This is a genomic window from Acinetobacter sp. (genome assembly GCF_050285345.1).
Classification (GTDB): Bacteria; Pseudomonadota; Gammaproteobacteria; order Pseudomonadales; family Moraxellaceae; genus Acinetobacter.
Map to the genome: position 1 here is coordinate 13,538 of NZ_JBLZXR010000115.1, position 17,209 is coordinate 30,746.

Genomic DNA, 17,209 nt, shown 5'->3' on the forward strand with positions numbered 1-17,209 from the left:
AGAGGTTTATTTATTTTTAATATCCCTCATCCCCTTGCGGAATATATTCCTCATCCCAGAGGGAAAAGGAGCTATAAGGAATTAAACCACTAAATTCACGAGTTTATTTGGCACGACAATTTCTTTCTTGGTTGGACCTGTCAAGAATTGCTGAACTTCTGGCAATGCTTTAGCTTGAGCTAGAATCTCATCTTTAGATGCATCGACAGATACTTCCAATTTACCGCGAAGCTTACCATTCACTTGAACCACAATGGTTTGTGTATTGCGTGTCAATGCCGACTCATCAACCGTTGGGAATTGCACTTGTGTTAAGTCCAGACCAAACTCAGTCAATAAAGTCTGACTTAAATGTGGTGCAAATGGTGCAAGCAAGATTAAAAGCGTAGTGATAGATTCACGTGCAACGGCAACATCGCTATCATCGTTTGCTTCAAACTTATTATTTGCATTCAATAATTCCATCATCGCTGCAATTGCAGTGTTAAAGGCATGACGACGTGCAATATCATCACCCACTTTTTGAATGGTTTCATGCGTTTTACGACGTAAATCTTGTGCCGCTGTTGAAAGTTTCGCAGCATCAAATTGAGTCGCAGCATTACCTTTTTCAAGGAAGCTCGCAGCAAGGCGCCATACACGTTTTAAGAAACGGTTCGCGCCCTCAACCCCTGCATCTGACCATTCAAGTGATTGATCTGGTGGTGCGGCAAACATCATGAACACACGTGCAGTATCTGCGCCGTATTGGTCAATAATTGATTGTGGGTCGATACCGTTATTTTTCGATTTCGACATTTTTTCTTGACCGCCAACAGTCACTTCCTGACCATCACCTTGGTATTTGGCAGAAGTAATGCGACCTTTTTCGTCACGTTCAAGCTCGATGTCGGCAGGGTTAAACCATGTTTTCTTGCCAGAATCTGCTTCACGGTAGTAAGTATCTGCAAGCACCATACCTTGCGTTAACAAGTTGGTGAATGGTTCGTTGCCTTGAACTACACCTTCATCACGCATCAATTTGTGGAAGAAACGCGCATACAGTAAATGCAGAATCGCGTGTTCTACACCGCCAATATATTGGTTCACAGGCAGCCAAGTTTGACCTGCTTCAGGTTTGACCAAGCCATCGGTAAAATCTGGAGATGCGTAGCGCGCATAGTACCAAGATGACTCTACGAAGGTATCTAACGTATCGGTTTCACGACGCGCTTCGCCACCACAGCATGGGCAAGTGGTTTGGTAGAATTCAGGCATTTTGTTTAGTGGGTTACCGGAACCGTCTGGAACAACATCCGTCGGTAATACCACAGGTAATTGATCTTCTGGAACAGGGACTTGACCACATTTTTCACAGTTGATCATTGGAATTGGGCAACCCCAGTAACGTTGACGAGATACACCCCAGTCACGTAAACGGAATTGAACTTTAGAACTTGCTAAACCAGTTGGTTCTAATTTTGCAAGGAGGGCATCATAAGCTGCTTGGAACTCTAGGCCATCAAATTCACCTGAATTGACCAATTTTCCTTCTTTCGAGCCGTACCATTCTTGCCATTGGCTTGCATTAAAATCGCTATCATCTGCGCCTTTGGCATCAATCACTTGCTTGATGGTTAAGCCGTATTTATTGGCAAATTCGAAGTCACGCTCGTCGTGTGCAGGCACCGCCATCACCGCGCCAGAACCGTAAGACATCAATACGTAGTTGGCAATCCAAACGGGAACTTCTTCGCCAGTCACAGGATGTTTAACTGATAAACCTGTTGCCATGCCTTTCTTTTCAGCAGTGGCCAAATCAGCTTCTGCAACAGAACCCATACGGCACTCTTCAATAAATGCAGCCAATTCAGGATTGCCTGCGGCTTCTTGAATAGCAGCTGCTTTTAACGCCATTGGATGTTCCGCTGCAACCGCAACATAGGTCACACCCATTAAGGTATCGGCACGTGTAGTAAATACAGTTAAGCCATCTGCATAAACCTCTGGATTTGCTGAAGGGAAAGTAATATCCATCCCTTGTGAGCGACCAATCCAGTTACGTTGCATGGTTAAAACTTGTTGTGGCCAACCGTCTTTAAGCGTTTCTAAATCATCCAATAACTCTTGTGCATAATCGGTAATGCGGAAGTAGTACATTGGAATATCACGTTTTTCAACCAATGCGCCTGAACGCCAGCCACGACCATTTTCAACTTGTTCATTCGCCAAAACAGTTTGATCGACTGGATCCCAGTTCACGGTAGAAAGCTTACGGTAGATCAAGCCTTTTTTATACAGCTGAACGAATAACCATTGTTCCCAGCGGTAGTATTCAGGGGTGCAAGTGGCAAATTCACGATCCCAATCGACAGACAGACCCAATTTTTTCAATTGGTCACGCATGTAAGCGATATTTTCAAAAGTCCATTTTGCAGGCGCAACTTGATGGGCAATCGCAGCGTTTTCAGCAGGTAGACCAAAAGCATCCCAACCCATTGGTTGTAGAACAGTTTCACCTTGTAAACGGTGGAAACGACTGATTACGTCACCAATGGTGTAGTTACGCACATGACCCATATGCAGTTTGCCGCTTGGATAAGGGAACATCGAGAGGATATAACGACGCGGTCCCTCTACTTGGTCGGCAACTTTAAAGGCTTTGCGAGTTTCCCAGTCTTTTTGGACTGTTGGTTCAATCGCACTGGCTTGATATTCAGGGTCAATGTGAGTAGTCATAAACGTAAATTTAATAATAACAGTTGAAAAAAAGTTTGTGCTACAGCATAGCGCAAAATCACCCCAATAGTGAATTTTGTGCGGTGAGCTGAGGTAAATAAATCAGTTCATTTAAACTATAAATTGATTCTTATTGCGGTGCCGCTGCTACCGCTTGCCCTTGGCGCAATGCTTCATTGGCTTCACGTTGTTGCTCTGCTTGTTGCTGCTCAGCATGCTCCGCTTCACGTGAAACCTGTTCAGCACTTTTCGCAGAAGTTGTCTGTGTCGATTGACTGCCACCATAAGTATTCACTTTACCTTTGCGCTGTGCATTTTTGGGTGGTGGGGTTGTGGTGTAATGCGTTGAGCCTTTGGCATCGACCCATTTGTAATATTCTTTGGCAGACACTTGGCTCGAACAGATCAAAGCAGCAACTGAAAATAGTAAACAAACTGGCTGAGTAAATACGGTTTTCATCACAGGTAAACCCCTAAATTATTCTAATGAATATGGTCAATCAATATCTAAAATTTTGCACTTTTTTATGCACAGAATCTATGTTTTTCTCAAGAATAGATAGATCATTAGCAGGATTAAAATATAACGTAAAAGCAAAGTTAAGTGTTTAAAATACAGACATAAAAGAGGGTTGGTAACTGCTAATTGAAATCTACCTATATCTGCATTAATATATACAGTATGAGTAAATATGTAAGTATTAGCATTGCAGCTAAAACCCTAGGTGTTTCCATTCAAACATTAAGACGTTGGGATGAGGAAGGCACTTTGGTTGCAGATCGAACCCCTAAAAATCACAGACGATATGATCTGAGTAAGATTACGCCTGAGCAAATACATAAGCTCGACAGTCAACACCAAAGAAAAACCATTGCATACGCAAGGGTATCTAGTCATGACCAAAAGGAAGATTTAATTCGTCAACAACAAGTTCTTGAAATGTACTGTGCAAATCAAGGTTGGACGTTTGAATTAATTTCTGATTTGGGTTCTGGTATGAACTACAAGAAAAAAGGTTTAAATAAGCTACTTGAAGCGATTATGAATGACGAAATTGGGCGTTTAGTTTTAACTCACAAGGATCGTTTATTGCGTTTTGGAGCTGAATTGGTTTTCGCATTGTGTGAAGCTAAAAATGTTGAAATCGTTATTCTAAATAAAGGTGAAAATTTATCTTTTGAGGAAGAACTTGCTCAAGATGTTTTGGAGATTATCACTGTGTTTTCAGCAAGGTTGTATGGTAGCCGTAGCAAGAAAAATCAAAAGCTAATACAGGCGGTTAAAGACGCACTATGAGCCAATTTATACGAGGGCATGTAATCCAATTGATGCCAAATAATAAGCAAGCAAGCCATTTTGCACAAGCAAGTGGTGTTGCACGTTTATCGTATAATTGGGCTTTAAAAGAGTGGGAACGCCAATATAAAGCGGATAAAGAATATCGAGATCAATGTGAATATTATGGCGTTGAAGTCGATAAAAAACTCCTAAACAAACCATCCGAAGCTAAAATCAGAAAGCACCTAAATTCATTTAAGCGTGATAAATACCCTTTTATGCTGAAAGTGACTAAATGTGCTCCACAGCTTGCTATCAAACAATTAGGTAATTCATTTAATCGTTTTTTTAATGGTCAATCAAAATATCCTAGACCTAGAAAAAAAGGTATAGATGATCGCTTTTCATTGTCAAACGACCAATTCCGCATTAAAGATAGAAAAATCAGTATCCCAAATTTAGGTTGGGTGAAAATGACTGAGGATTTGCGTTATCAAGGGAAAATATTATCTGCAAAAATATTCAAACATGGAGGCAAGTGGTTTGCTTCGATTACTGTTGAGTTAAATCAAATTGCAAAGTTGCATCCAAAAACAGGTTTGTCTACTGGTATTGATTTAGGTGTTTCTAATCTAGCCACCTTATCCAATGGTGAGGTTATCCCATCAAGTACGCCACTAAAAAAACAACTTGCCAAGCTAAGAAGGCTATCAAAGTCTTTTAGCCGTAAAAAGAAAGGTAGTCAAAATAGAGAAAAAGCGAAAACCAAGCTCTCTCGTTTGCACTACAAAATATCATGCCTAAGAAAAAACAATCTTCATCAAATTACATCAGATTTGGTTAAGCGATTCGATGTGATTGCAGTTGAAGATTTAAATGTAAAGGGTATGGTGCAAAATCGTAAACTCTCAAGAGCCATATCAGATATGGGGTTTCATGAGTTCAAGCGACAATTAATCTATAAAGCTGCACAACATGGAAAGTCCATCCTTTCTGTCGGAAGATTCTTTCCAAGTAGTAAAATGTGTTCACAATGTGGTGAGTTAAATCAAAACTTAACACTATCAATGCGTGAGTGGAGGTGTTCATGTAACACCGTTAACAACAGGGATATTAATGCTGCTATTAATATTCTAAGATATGCAGATAAAGAATTGGTAGCTATCTAAGTTACCAATGGCGGTGAGTTACACCGTGACAGCCTATGGAGTTGAGGTAATCCCAAAAGCAATAGCAATTGGTTCTTAACGATGAAGTAGGAATTAAACATCAAACCCACGTAAGTAGGTTTGAGTAGGTTTTAAATAACGGTTGGTTTAACTGCAAAATGACACCGTCAAGTCAGAACGATATTTCATGTTGGAATAAATAGGGATGAATCATTTAATTTATTTATTAGATTTATAAAAGTATTTTATGGGAATGCGAATATTCAGTTATGAGTCATTCAACTATAAAGAATGTGAAGTGTCGCACAATGCCTAAAAAACAAACGGTCTGTAATTAATCAGAAAAAAGCCGATTTTTAAACTTGACTTTAGTGTTTGAAACTACAAAAATGCTGTCTTTAGTTTTATATGTCTTAGATCGATCACCCTTCGAATAAGTACATTTTAGCAATGGACTTCTTCTCTAGCCGAGAAGTTGAACAAAGCCAACAAAATATGTTTATCCCAACATGTTTTAGACCCCATATTGCTCAAACAGCAAGCAGGTCAGATTTTTTTCTTATTGCTATGAAAACTATGAAATTTGTGTGCTATAACAGAGCACACAGTTAATGAATTAACCACGACAAATGCCCTCCATTTGTGCGTGAAAAAAGATTAGGGTGAATCACGTTGGAACTTTTATCTGGTGGTGAAATGCTTGTTCGCGCTTTAGCGGACGAAGGCGTTGAACATGTTTTTGGATACCCAGGCGGCGCAGTACTCCATATTTACGACGCGCTATTTCAACAAGAAAAAATCAATCATTACCTCGTGCGCCACGAGCAAGCCGCAGGTCATATGGCTGATGCTTACTCACGTGTAACGGGTAAGACCGGTGTGGTCCTTGTGACATCTGGTCCGGGTGCGACAAATACCGTAACTCCAATTGCAACGGCATATATGGACTCAATCCCAATGGTGATTTTGTCTGGTCAGGTTGCAAGCCATCTTATCGGGGAGGATGCGTTCCAAGAAACGGATATGGTTGGTATTTCTCGCCCAATCGTAAAACACAGTTTCCAAGTACGTCATGCAAGCGAAATTCCTGCGATCATTAAAAAAGCATTCTATATTGCTTCATCAGGTCGTCCGGGTCCTGTAGTTGTTGATATTCCAAAAGATGCGACAAACCCAGCGGAAAAATTTGCGTACGAATATCCTGAAAAAGTGAAGATGCGTTCGTATCAACCGCCACATCGTGGTCACTCAGGTCAAATTCGTAAAGCGATTGATGAATTAATCCATGCAAAACGTCCAATCATTTATTCAGGTGGTGGAGTGGTTCAGGGTAATGCATCAGCGCAATTGACTGAGTTGGCGCATTTATTGGGCTACCCAGTAACCAGTACCTTGATGGGTCTGGGTGCTTATCCGGGTAACGATGAACAATTCATCGGTATGTTGGGCATGCATGGGACTTACGAAGCGAACATGACCATGCATAATGCAGATGTAATTCTGTGTGTGGGGGCGCGTTTCGATGACCGTGTGACCAATAATCCTGCGAAATTCTGTCCAAATGCCAAAGTCATTCATATTGATATTGACCCTGCGACGATTTCAAAAACGATTATGGCGCATATTCCAATTGTAGGTGCAGTTGAACCTGTATTGACAGAAATGTTAGCACAGTTGAAGCAGTTAAATGTATCTAAGCCAAATCCTGAAGATATTGCGGCTTGGTGGAAACAAATTAATGAATGGCGTCAAGTTCATGGTTTGAATTATGACAAGCCAACTGATGGCAGCATGAAGCCACAGCAAGTGGTGGAAGCATTGGACAAAATTACCAATAGCCAAGCGATCATTACTTCTGATGTGGGTCAGCACCAAATGTTTGGTGCGTTGTATTACAAATACACGCGCCCACGTCAATGGATCAACTCAGGTGGTCTAGGTACGATGGGTGTGGGCCTACCATACGCAATGGCTGCAAAATTGGCATTCCCAGATCAACAAGTGGTGTGTATTACAGGTGAAGCATCGATTCAGATGTGTATCCAAGAACTTTCTACATGTAAGCAATATGGCTTAAATGTAAAAATTCTATGCTTGAACAACCGTGCACTCGGTATGGTGAAGCAATGGCAAGATATGAACTATGAAGGTCGCCACTCAAGCTCTTATGTTGAGTCACTTCCAGACTTCCCTAAATTGATGGAAGCATACGGTCATGTAGGCATTGAAATTAACCATGCAGATGAGCTTGAGTCTAAGCTTGCAGAAGCCATGGCAATTAACGACAAATGCGTATTTATTAACGTGATGGTTGACCGTACTGAGCACGTCTATCCAATGTTGATTGCTGGTCAGTCTATGAAGGATATGTGGTTAGGCAAAGGGGAGCGTACACAATGAGACACATTATTTCTGTACTCATGGAAAACGAAGCAGGTGCGCTTTCACGTTTAGTGGGTTTGTTTTCTCAACGTGGTTATAACATTGAGACTTTGAACGTAGCACCTACTGAAGACCCAACGTTGTCACGTTTAACGTTGACAACGTATGGCGATGACCACAAGATCGAGCAAATCACCAAACAATTAAACAAGCTGGTTGAAGTTGTGAAGGTTGTAGATTTGTCTGAAGGTGCGCATATTGAACGTGAACTGATGCTGATTAAAGTCAAAGCATTGGGTTCAGCACGTGCTGAGATTAAACGTACTGCGGATATTTTCCGCGGACAAGTGGTTGATGTAACGCCAACGACTTATACCGTTCAAATCGCAGGTACAACTGAAAAGATTGATGGTTTTATTGATGCTTTGGCTGAAAATACAATTCTTGAAGTTGTGCGTTCAGGCGTATCTGGCATCGCACGTGGCGAAAAAGTTTTAACCATCTAATTTAAAATTTATTTACTTCATTTTCGGATGAGGGCTGAACACTGTGAATAAGCACACAACATCACCGTGTTCAGTGAAAGGAAACAAAAGCATTTTAGCGGAGACAGCAATGCAAATTTTTTACGATAAAGACACAGATTTATCTATCATCCAAGGCAAAAAAGTAGCAATCATTGGTTATGGTTCACAAGGTCACGCACATGCGCTTAACCTTAAAGATTCAGGCGTTGACGTAACTGTAGGTTTACGTGCAGGCTCTACTTCTTGGAAAAAAGCTGAAAATGCTGGTCTTAAAGTTTCAGAAGTACCTGCTGCTGTAGCTCAAGCTGACCTTGTAATGATTCTAACTCCAGATGAATTCCAATCTCAACTTTACCGTGATGTAATTGAGCCAAACATCAAAGAAGGTGCGACTCTCGCATTTGCTCACGGTTTCTCTGTACTTTACAACCAAGTTGTTCCACGTGCTGACCTTGACGTAATCATGGTTGCACCGAAGGCACCTGGTCACACTGTACGTTCAGAATTCCAACGTGGTTCAGGTGTACCTGATCTAATTGCTGTGCATCAAGATGCTTCTGGTAATGCACGTAACGTTGCGCTTTCATACGCTTCAGGCGTTGGTGGCGGTCGTACGGGTATTATCGAAACTTCATTCCGTGAAGAAACTGAAACTGATTTATTCGGTGAGCAAGCAGTTCTTTGTGGCGGTGCGGTTGAGTTGGTTAAAATGGGCTTCGAAACTTTGGTTGAAGCAGGTTATGCACCAGAAATGGCATACTTCGAATGTCTACACGAACTTAAATTGATCGTTGACTTAATGTTCGAAGGCGGTATCGCGGACATGAACTACTCAGTATCGAACAATGCTGAATACGGCGAATACGTAACTGGTGTTGAGGTAATCAACGAACAGTCTCGTGAAGCGATGCGTAATGCGCTTAAACGTATTCAATCTGGTGAATATGCGAAGATGTTCATTAACGAAGGTGCATTGAACTATCCATCAATGACAGCTCGTCGTCGTCAAAACGCAGCTCACGGTATCGAAGTGACTGGTGGCAAATTACGCGCGATGATGCCTTGGATTCAAGCAAACAAAATCGTTGATAAAGAGAAAAACTAATTTCTCGAATAAATTGATTTGAAAAAACCCACTCATTTTTAGTGGGTTTTTTAATGTCTAAAGTTACGTGCCTCAAAGAAAGGAAAGCAGAGCTTTCCTTTCTTTTCGTACCTTGGATTTAAGTGAAAAAAATCGTGGATAAAGAAAAGAACTAATTTCTCGAATCAATTGATTTGAAGGCGAAGATCCACTCAAAATGAGTGGGTTTTTATTATAGGAATAATCATTTAGATTTGGATTTTAATAAGAAGAGCTAGGAGATGTGGCCTGAATTGCTTTAAAATATATAGGTTTTTATGCTGAATTGATTTTAAGCTTCGTTGCAAAACTCCTATATTGACTTTAGCTGTGCTGTATTTATGTTGTGATAGAGTGGGCGTAATTCATAATAAATGAGGTGTGGTTTATAAATGAAAACATTAAAAATTTCCTTGATTGTATCTTTATTTATTCCGTTATTCAGCTTTGCTGAAACGCCGCAGCTTGAGCAGGAGTCACTTAAACCCTTATCTGATGTACGTATTTCCATGCAACGTATGCTGAAATCTACCGATGGGCGTTATTTTTTAGATTTGTATGCGGGCATTTGGAATCCACATGGCACGCTTGTTGATTTACAAAACCCAAAACGTGTCAGCTTTAAAGGCATACAAAAAGGTGATCAACTCAATCTACAGTCTATAGCTGTTCAGGCAGAGCCGCCAGTAAATAGCAGTTATCAACTGACAGGGGTGCTAAATGCGAATACTGGTGCGCTCAAAGTGACTTTGATTGAACAAGGTGCATCTTTATCATTGCAATTTGAGCCCGCATTTAAGGCCTTAGATAAGCCAGTTTTGTTGTTTAAGTTTTATGGGGTGCAAGGAGAGGATCAACCTTATGGGCGTTCTATAAAACGTGTAGATGTGATAAATAAAAATAATGGACAGGTCATGCAGACACTGGAAGGGTTTAATGCTTTTGGTAATAGTATTGGTTTCTTGGATGTAAATTTTGATGGTTACTATGATGTAGTGTTATCAGATACATCTGATGGCTTAAAAATAGAAGATAAGCGTTTTATTTATTGGATGTATAATCCGAAAACTCACCAATTTCAAAGAGCACCCCAATTAGAAAAAATAGTGGGTTTTCCAACGTTAAAAGGGGAGATTCAACACATTGATTTTGGCCAAGGGCAAATCTATCTTGTAGATCAAGGTTTATTGTATCGTATAAATTAAGAATAAAAACACATAAAAGCCTCAGAAATCTGAGGCTTTTTTTATTTATATATTTTACTTAATCATGAATGTGATAGATAAAGTTAAATCATAAATTTGTGAATAAAAAAAGATTAGAAAATTGTTGGTGGATAGGGCATATTTTAATGTCAATATGTGAAAAATCGTGTAATTAGAAAGACTACTAAGAAATTGAGAATCATCAAACGAGTGGTAAATAAGTTAATCGAAATTTATATAAACGTAATATTACTATTCTTTTTGATACTTTAGAGTTAAGTGGAAATAGGTTTTTGTTGCAAACTAATAATAGTTTGTGATGTGTTTCATGTTTTTATGTATAAAAGACATACCTAAAACTAGGGGTTGTATATTCTTTTTTTTGATCGATTTTTATTTTTGATCGAATTATTCTATTTTATTGGTTGAATTATCAACTAATAAAAAATGATTTAAGTTTTAATTTGAGCTATTTTATAAATTATTTGCGAAAGATGTAACATTCTATGTTTGAAGGATGCCTACTTTTTAGTATAAAAACAATAAGATAAAATATCCCCAAAAATAGGGATAGTTGTAAAATCCCAAGAATTTGGGATAGGGATAGAAAAATTTAAAATCAGTATTATTATAAATTTATTTAAAAAACAATAATATATTTTTAACGTAAGGAAAAAATAATTTAAATGAATTTTCATATGAATAATCATTAATGGGTTTTTTTTATTTTTACTTGGTTAAGAATGGGTCAGCACTTAGGGAAATATGAATTAAGTAGTTTTTCTACATAAAACCCTTTGCTGCGCATACTAATAAATCTCAAATGAGAATGGAGAAGTATTATGAATAAGATGACGCAAGCTGCTTTAGCAGCATTAGTACTCGGTGCATGCTCAGCAGGCGCTTTTGCAGATGAGGCAGCAAAATCAGGTGGTAATAATGACCGCTGGAAAGGCTGTACAGAAATGGGTTGTAGCAAAGATATTCCAATTAAATTGCATATGCCTAAAAAATGTACTATTTCTGATCCAAAAGATTTAGTATTAAAAACAGATGCAAGTAATGCTACTTCAACTTATAGCGTAACAACAAATACGCATTATATTCTGAACTTAAGTACAGCAAATGCTGGTACTGATCCAAACACATTTGTTAAAAATGGTAGTGGGAATAAAATCAGTACAGTAATTACAACTACTAAAAACTCAGGCAGCGCAGGTCCATCTACTCCATCTTGGGGTAACAATAACTATGCTGGCTTATCAGTCGATAACTTCACTGTAACAGCCCGTACTAAAGCAGCTGTGCCGGCAACAACAGCAGCTGGTGATTATACTGATACATACAAAATCCGTGTGTATTACTAAACTGTAAACTGCTGTTAATAAATAACAGCATGCTTCAGTGACATATAAAAAGAAAATTTAATATAAAATCTGGCTTGTTGTCAGCAATGAGTCAGATTAATTACAATTAAAAAGAGCTAGATAATGAAAAGTAAATTATTGGTTTTGATGACGTCACTGCTGTTTACCTTCAATATTTTTGCTGGGGTTTCAGTCTCGCCTGTACAGATGTTTATTGAGAATCCTAATAAGCAAAAGTCGACGACATTAACCTTAGAGTCTGTTGATGAAACAGAAAAAAGGGTTTTTGAAGTTAAGGTATTTAAGTGGACGCAAAATGCACAAGGTGAAAATGTTTTAGAACCGGATAATAATATTATTATCAACCCTAAAAACTTTATTTTACAGCCAAATAAACGACAAGCTATTCGTGTGGGTTTTACACCATCTATAGCAGCCACTTTAAACACTAAAACTGAAGAGGCGTGGCGAATTGTTATCGATGAGATTACTCCAATAGGTAATCAGACTATGGTTAAATTTTTAGTAAATTTTAATTTACCTGTATTTGTTGGTAAGAAGGATGATGTTAAAGTTAATTTTGAAGTGCAAAATAATAAATTGGTTTTGAATAATTTAGCTAATTCTCATGTGCAAGTAACTAAACTGAAAATATTAGATGAGCAGAAAAAAGTAGTTTTCAGTAGTGAAACCATGGCATATGTTCTGGCTAAGCAAAAAATGTTTTATGATTTAGATAATGTTGATTTAACTAATGTCAAAAAATACAACGTTGTACTTGAAACAAATAACTCGAAAAAAGCGATTGAGATGAAATTATTTAGCTAACAATTGGGAGAGTTAATATGGCTATAAACAAAAAAATAATAGTCATAATGAATGTTTTCTTGGTTATGAGTGCAAATGCAAATGAATTAACAAGTGAAAATTTCATTACCAATTTATGGATAAATAATCTTAATCAAAATGTAGATGCAACCTTAATCAAGCGTGATTCAAATTATTATATTGAATGTACTTTATTGACTAATCGTAATATTGATACAAAAAGCTTAGTTAAACTGGATAGCGCTAACGATTATTGTCTAGTTTCAAAAGACCCAATGTTGGCTGATTTTGATGAAGAAAGTCAATCTATTAAATTAACAATTCCAAGCCAATACTTTTTAACTGGGCGTTATGGTGATTATGAGTTTGATCGCCCACAAAAAGCGAGTTTAGGTGGATTTATCAATTATGAAATGCAATATAACCACTCAGAATTTTTGAAAGGATATAATGGTTTAGTGGATTTAGGAGTTTTTAAAAATTTCTGGTTTTTTAAAAACTCTATGTTGTATAACAGTGAGTCGATGGATGAAAAAACAGTACGATTGGGTACAAGTTTAGATATCGACTTTCCTGATAAACTAACCAAACTCACCTTGGGTGATACAACAACGGCATCCAATTCTTTTTTTAATACATTGCGTTTTGCTGGGATCAACTGGGGGACAAACTATTTAGAGCGTCCTGGTTTTGTTTATTGGAATACGCCTCAGTTGCAGGGCTCTGCTAGATTACCATCGACAGTAGAACTGTATATGAATGGCGTCAAAATTTATAATCAAAGAGTAAGTCCTGGCGATTATGTACTACAGACGGGATCTCAGGTTAATTACACAGGTAATGCACAAATTGTGGTTGAGGATGTGCTAGGTAATCGAAGTGTTAGAACATTACCTGTTTTGATCAATAATAAACTGTTACGTAAAGGCCTGAGTGAATACAATATTTCCTTGGGTAAACTTCGCTATAACTACTACTCCTCTAGTGATGATTACCGTGATTTTTTAGCGAATTTTTATTACCGCAAAGGGATTAAGGAAACGACTTCTTTGGGGACGAATATTTCCTATACAGAAGATCTACAAAATATGGGGATTACTTGGACTCAGGGACTACCGTATTTTGTAGTTTTGGATACTCTTATTTTGAATGCTCATTCAAATGAGGGTTCAAAGTTTTTATATGGTTTATCTTTAAGTAAAGAATTTGGTCGTATGTCCATGGGTATGAGTTCTAAATATTCGGAAGAAAATTTTAGATATGTGGGAGATGATCCATTATTGGATAATGCTGTACCTAAATTTGAAAATTTTGCCTATCTGACATTTAGTGAAGTACCATTTTTTCAAAATATAAATGTGAGTTATGCAGAACAAAAATATTATCAGGATAGTAATACCCCATTTACTGATGACAAAGTTTTCAATATCGGTTTTAGTCGTTTAATTGGAAATAACATTTCCTTGGGGTTGGGGTATTTTCAACGTTTTGGTGAAATTAAGGAAAGCGGTGGGATTTTAAGTGCTACCTATAATTTCGATACACGAAATAAAGTCTATTTGAATTATGCATCGAATGATGAAAATGCTAGTTTGCAATATGTGCATGATAGCGGCAGGCAAGTTGGATTGGACTATGCGGTTGGCGTTAACCGTCGACAGGAAGAAAATATTGCCAATTTTAATGCAGTGGCTAAAACCCGCGCTGGTGACTTGAGTGTACAGCATTATCAATATGAGCACGAAAGTGATTCAACTATTGGTTATAGCGGTGCTATTGCATTCTTAGATGGGCGAGTGAATTTTACTAAATCGATTAGTAATGCTTTTGCTGTTGTACAGGTGGGTGACTATGCAAATATTGACGTGCTTAGTGCTTTAAATCCTGTCGAAAAAACCAATAAAAAGGGTTATGCCTTTGTGCACGATATTGTGCCTTATATTCAATATGATATTGGTTTTGATGAAAATCAGTTACCGATTGAAGAAAAATATGATGCTTCATCTAAACCTTTAACTGCACTTAATCAGCGCGGATATGTGGTGAATTTTCCTATTCAGCATACTTTTATGCTGACCATACAGCCAGAAGATGAAAATGGGACAAGCTTTAAGCCAGGTTCAGAACTCCATCTTGAGAATGGTGATGTTTATCCAATTACATCAGATGGTTCAGTCACTTTATATGGTGTGACCTCTGGAACTCATAAAATGACAATTCTTTATGGTGATAACTCAACATGTTCATTTGATTTGAATATCACAGAGAAAGAAGCTAAAGATTCCACAGCCAATGCTCAACCGATGCGTGTTGTCTGTGAGTAAGGAGGATGAGATGAAAATGAATTATTTCCTAGGATTAGTAGGAATGATGGTGGCAGTGAGTGGACATGCACAGCAATGTCAAATTGATCGAATGAGCTCAAGCCAGCTTCAGCTCAATGCTACGACACAAACCCGTACAGCGTTGTCGATTAAAGTAAATTGCGACCAAAAATATGCTATTCAGTTTAGGTCGCGCAATGCTGAAGGTTCATCGGGTCGAAGCTATTTAACCAATGGCCGCTTAGGCCGGTTACAAACGCAAATGAATGTTTCGGGAGGTTCAAGCTCGCGTTGGGGTTCGCCTATGAGTGCATCTGGTGCAAATCAATATACAGTTACTGTTCAACTAGTCGAACGTCCTAATGCATTAACACCAGCAGGTGACTATACCGATGATTTATATGTTAGCTTGATTTTTTAACTGCTGTTTTATGGACTGGTTTAAAAGCAAAGTTTTTTGTAATTAAGCTCTAGTGATCAGTAGCCGCCAATTTTAAACATTGACGGCTTTTTATTATCATTTTTGTGTGGTGTTTCAAAAAGTATGCTGCCATTAAATAAAACCATTATTCATGTAAAAGAAGGTTAGGTCGAAGGCTTTTAAATGGTTTTCAAGCTTTTTTGAAAAATTACAGCTCTTTCTAAAACTGCGCCTAATTCGATGTCTTATTCTGCAATTATTACCTTCAATGCCTACAGTAAAAAATTTACCAATACTTTGCTTGCAGTTTTTAAAAGCTGTTATGAAACTGTCCCAATGATCACTTGCAATTCGAGCATAGTGAATACCTAATTGTTTAAGCTTTGCTTTCAGTCGTTGGACTGTAGCCAAATCTCTTTTACCCCAAACATAAGCAACAATCTCACCTGTTTCTCGATGATAGGCGTAAATAAGCCATTGTTTGTTATTCTTATTCCCGACAAAAGTCCAAAATTCATCTACTTCGAGAGAGTCATAATGATTTTGTTTAGGTTGAATTTGATATGTTGATTCAGTTAGAGTCCGTAAAACTTTACCAATACTGATACGCTGAACCTCAGCAATATCTCGTATACCACTACCTCTGACCATGAACTGTAATATTTTACGAGTCATACCTGAATTACATCCGAGGTAGCTGAGAGCATGGTCACCAATAAACTGGTGTTTACAGTCTTTGCACTGATAATTTTGTTTCCCATCTACTTTGAGATCATTTTTCTTTATACTGTCACTGAGGCAGGTTGGACATTTGATTTTTAGAGTTATTTGCATTTCTCTACTTTATCAAAATTCAACCTGTTTTTTTTAGCATACTTTTTGAAACACTCCCCATTTTTAACCCAAGAAACTACCAAATAATGCGCTGTAAGTTTAAGTTTCTGCTGTGGTTTTTTATGGCAGAACAGTATCGTTTTTTTTATCCAAATCAACCAGTCATTCGACTTTGAGGGATTCATTAATTCAAAAAAGTGGTTTGAATCTTTTAAAGTTTTTTTATAAGCATAAAAATAAGTGAACGATCAGGTATTTCTATTGCATCTGAGTCGACGATTGCGGTAAGTTCAATTATTAGAAAAATAAACAAATAAACTATTGGAATGAAGAGCGAATGATGCTTCTCGAAGAAATATTTAAAAGCAGAAAGGTAGAATATAGCGACCGATTTAATTTGCGTGTCCATCGTGGCTTAAGTTGGTTGAGAAAATCTATTGATTTGCAGGGTGATTTAGATTTGCAATTTATTAGCCTGTGGGTGTCTTTCAACGCGATGTATGCACAAGATTTACAGACCTCACAGGACAAACAAAGCTTAAGACAATTTATTCATTTGATTTGTCAAAAGGATGCAGAGCATAAAATTTATAACCTTTTATGGGAGCGTTTTAGTCAGCCTATTCGTCTGTTTTTAGATAATCCCTATGTTTATCAAGGTTTTTGGGATTATCAAAATCAGAAAATTAGTCACGATGCCTGCCGTGAAGGGCTGGCTCAAGAAAAGCAAAAAGTATTACGTGCTTTGAGCGATAAAGATTCAGTCGATATTTTAATGGTGCTGTTTAACCGCATGTATACCTTACGCAACCAGTTGGTGCATGGTGGTGCGACGTACAAGAGTTCAGTCAATCGCAAGCAGCTTCAGGATGCCTGCACTATTCTGTTGGCCTTACTGCCAGTTTTTCTGTTTATTTTATTGGAAAATGCCGCAACACTGGATTTAGGTAAACCTTTTTATCCGGTAGTCCAAGTGTGTTAATTGATGATCAAAAAAAAAGACCTCTTTTCTGAGGCTTCTTTTATATAGAC

The 17,209-nt window shown here is 37.9% G+C and carries 14 protein-coding genes; 11 read left to right on the forward strand and 3 right to left on the reverse strand.

From position 1 onward, the window contains the following. Positions 1-81: 81 nt before the first annotated feature. Complete coding sequence (gene leuS, locus ACN6OV_RS09640) at positions 82-2,718, reverse strand: leucine--tRNA ligase (RefSeq protein ID WP_427952406.1); 2,637 nt, start codon at positions 2,716-2,718, stop codon at positions 82-84. 130 nt (positions 2,719-2,848) lie between these two features. Continuing rightward, positions 2,849-3,178, reverse strand: coding sequence for a DUF4124 domain-containing protein (locus tag ACN6OV_RS09645; RefSeq protein WP_427952408.1), 330 nt, complete (start codon positions 3,176-3,178; stop codon positions 2,849-2,851). Between the two features lie 222 nt (positions 3,179-3,400). Between ACN6OV_RS09645 and ACN6OV_RS09650 the strand changes: the two genes are divergently transcribed. The 10 genes from ACN6OV_RS09650 to ACN6OV_RS09695 all read left to right on the forward strand — a co-directional run bounded on the left by ACN6OV_RS09650 (position 3,401) and on the right by ACN6OV_RS09695 (position 15,343). Next, entirely contained in the window at positions 3,401-4,015 is a 615-nt protein-coding gene (locus tag ACN6OV_RS09650; protein WP_427952410.1) for an IS607 family transposase, read from the forward strand. Next, a complete protein-coding gene (locus tag ACN6OV_RS09655) occupies positions 4,012-5,166 on the forward strand; it encodes an RNA-guided endonuclease InsQ/TnpB family protein (protein WP_427952412.1) in 1,155 nt (384 codons plus the stop codon). Before ACN6OV_RS09650 ends, ACN6OV_RS09655 begins: the two co-directional genes overlap by 4 nt. A 672-nt stretch (positions 5,167-5,838) precedes the next feature. Continuing rightward, complete coding sequence (locus ACN6OV_RS09660; RefSeq protein ID WP_427952414.1) at positions 5,839-7,566, forward strand: acetolactate synthase 3 large subunit; 1,728 nt, start codon at positions 5,839-5,841, stop codon at positions 7,564-7,566. Then, positions 7,563-8,054 (forward strand): acetolactate synthase small subunit, encoded by a 492-nt coding sequence (ilvN, locus tag ACN6OV_RS09665; protein ID WP_427952416.1) that lies wholly within the window; start codon positions 7,563-7,565, stop codon positions 8,052-8,054. Before ACN6OV_RS09660 ends, ilvN begins: the two co-directional genes overlap by 4 nt. A gap of 109 nt (positions 8,055-8,163) precedes the next feature. After that, positions 8,164-9,180: a ketol-acid reductoisomerase gene (gene ilvC, locus ACN6OV_RS09670; RefSeq protein WP_427952418.1), complete on the forward strand. Its 1,017-nt coding sequence runs from the start codon at positions 8,164-8,166 to the stop codon at positions 9,178-9,180. Between the two features lie 410 nt (positions 9,181-9,590). Next, on the forward strand, positions 9,591-10,403 hold the full coding sequence (locus ACN6OV_RS09675) for an XAC2610-related protein (protein ID WP_427952420.1): 813 nt from the start codon (positions 9,591-9,593) through the stop codon (positions 10,401-10,403). A gap of 842 nt (positions 10,404-11,245) precedes the next feature. Beyond that, entirely contained in the window at positions 11,246-11,770 is a 525-nt protein-coding gene (locus ACN6OV_RS09680) for a hypothetical protein (RefSeq protein ID WP_427952422.1), read from the forward strand. A 123-nt stretch (positions 11,771-11,893) separates the two neighbouring features. Continuing rightward, positions 11,894-12,598, forward strand: coding sequence for a fimbrial biogenesis chaperone (locus tag ACN6OV_RS09685; RefSeq protein ID WP_427952424.1), 705 nt, complete (start codon positions 11,894-11,896; stop codon positions 12,596-12,598). Positions 12,599-12,615: 17 nt separating this feature from the next. After that, positions 12,616-14,922 carry a fimbria/pilus outer membrane usher protein gene (locus tag ACN6OV_RS09690; RefSeq protein WP_427952426.1) on the forward strand — a complete coding sequence of 769 codons (2,307 nt, stop codon included), beginning with the start codon at positions 12,616-12,618 and terminating at the stop codon, positions 14,920-14,922. Positions 14,923-14,932: 10 nt separating this feature from the next. Beyond that, positions 14,933-15,343, forward strand: a complete 411-nt coding sequence (locus tag ACN6OV_RS09695; protein ID WP_427952428.1) for a hypothetical protein — start codon at positions 14,933-14,935, stop codon at positions 15,341-15,343. Between the two features lie 132 nt (positions 15,344-15,475). On the opposite strand, the gene ACN6OV_RS09700 is transcribed toward ACN6OV_RS09695, so the two are convergent. Continuing rightward, positions 15,476-16,177 (reverse strand): IS1 family transposase, encoded by a 702-nt coding sequence (locus tag ACN6OV_RS09700; protein ID WP_427952430.1) that lies wholly within the window; start codon positions 16,175-16,177, stop codon positions 15,476-15,478. Between the two features lie 337 nt (positions 16,178-16,514). On the opposite strand from ACN6OV_RS09700, the gene ACN6OV_RS09705 reads away from it, so the two are divergent. Next, positions 16,515-17,159, forward strand: coding sequence for a hypothetical protein (locus tag ACN6OV_RS09705; protein ID WP_427952432.1), 645 nt, complete (start codon positions 16,515-16,517; stop codon positions 17,157-17,159). The last annotated feature ends 50 nt before the right edge of the window (positions 17,160-17,209 follow it).